We start from the raw sequence: 501 nt of genomic DNA, 5'->3' as shown, positions 1-501 counted from the left end.
CAGTAAGAACGGCCAAGGCGATGGCCGATACTGCAAATAGAGAATGCTTCATTAAATGCCTTCCTCACGAATCCAAGCTTTCACCACTTGCCCTTCGACTAATCGTTCTACGCCAGCAATAACCACGTAGTCGTTGTTATCCAAACCTGACTCAATCGCGCCACTTTCATTTAGTGACAATGTCACCTTATTCAATTGTTGCGTTGAGCTATCCATCACCCAAACTTCACCTTGGCTCTCTTGCTTGTTTACCCAAGCCGATGTCGGCAACGTCATGGCGTTAGACTTGTTTTGCTTAGCAATGTGTACTTGTCCTGTCATCCCAGTGAGCAAGTTGCGATCGGTTGGCCGAGTGATCGTCACAATCGCTTCATAGCTGTTGGTATCGATGTTTGGCTGCGTTGAGATTTCTTTGAACTTACCCGGAATACGTTTGCTTGGTTCGCTGTCCATCGTTACCCACATCTCTGCGTTTTTTAGTGCAGACAGAGAGACAGACTC

General features: G+C 46.9%; 1 pseudogene. It reads right to left on the bottom strand.

From position 1 onward, the window contains the following. Window positions 1-51 precede the first annotated feature (51 nt). Window positions 52-501, bottom strand: a pseudogene (gene vmeT / locus R7Z47_RS27110) (multidrug efflux RND transporter periplasmic adaptor subunit VmeT); the annotation flags it as partial.

It is taken from the genome of Vibrio sp. 1641 (assembly GCF_033339995.1).
GTDB lineage: Bacteria > Pseudomonadota > Gammaproteobacteria > Enterobacterales > Vibrionaceae > Vibrio > Vibrio alginolyticus.
This window is presented reverse-complemented; position numbering and strand designations above follow the sequence as displayed.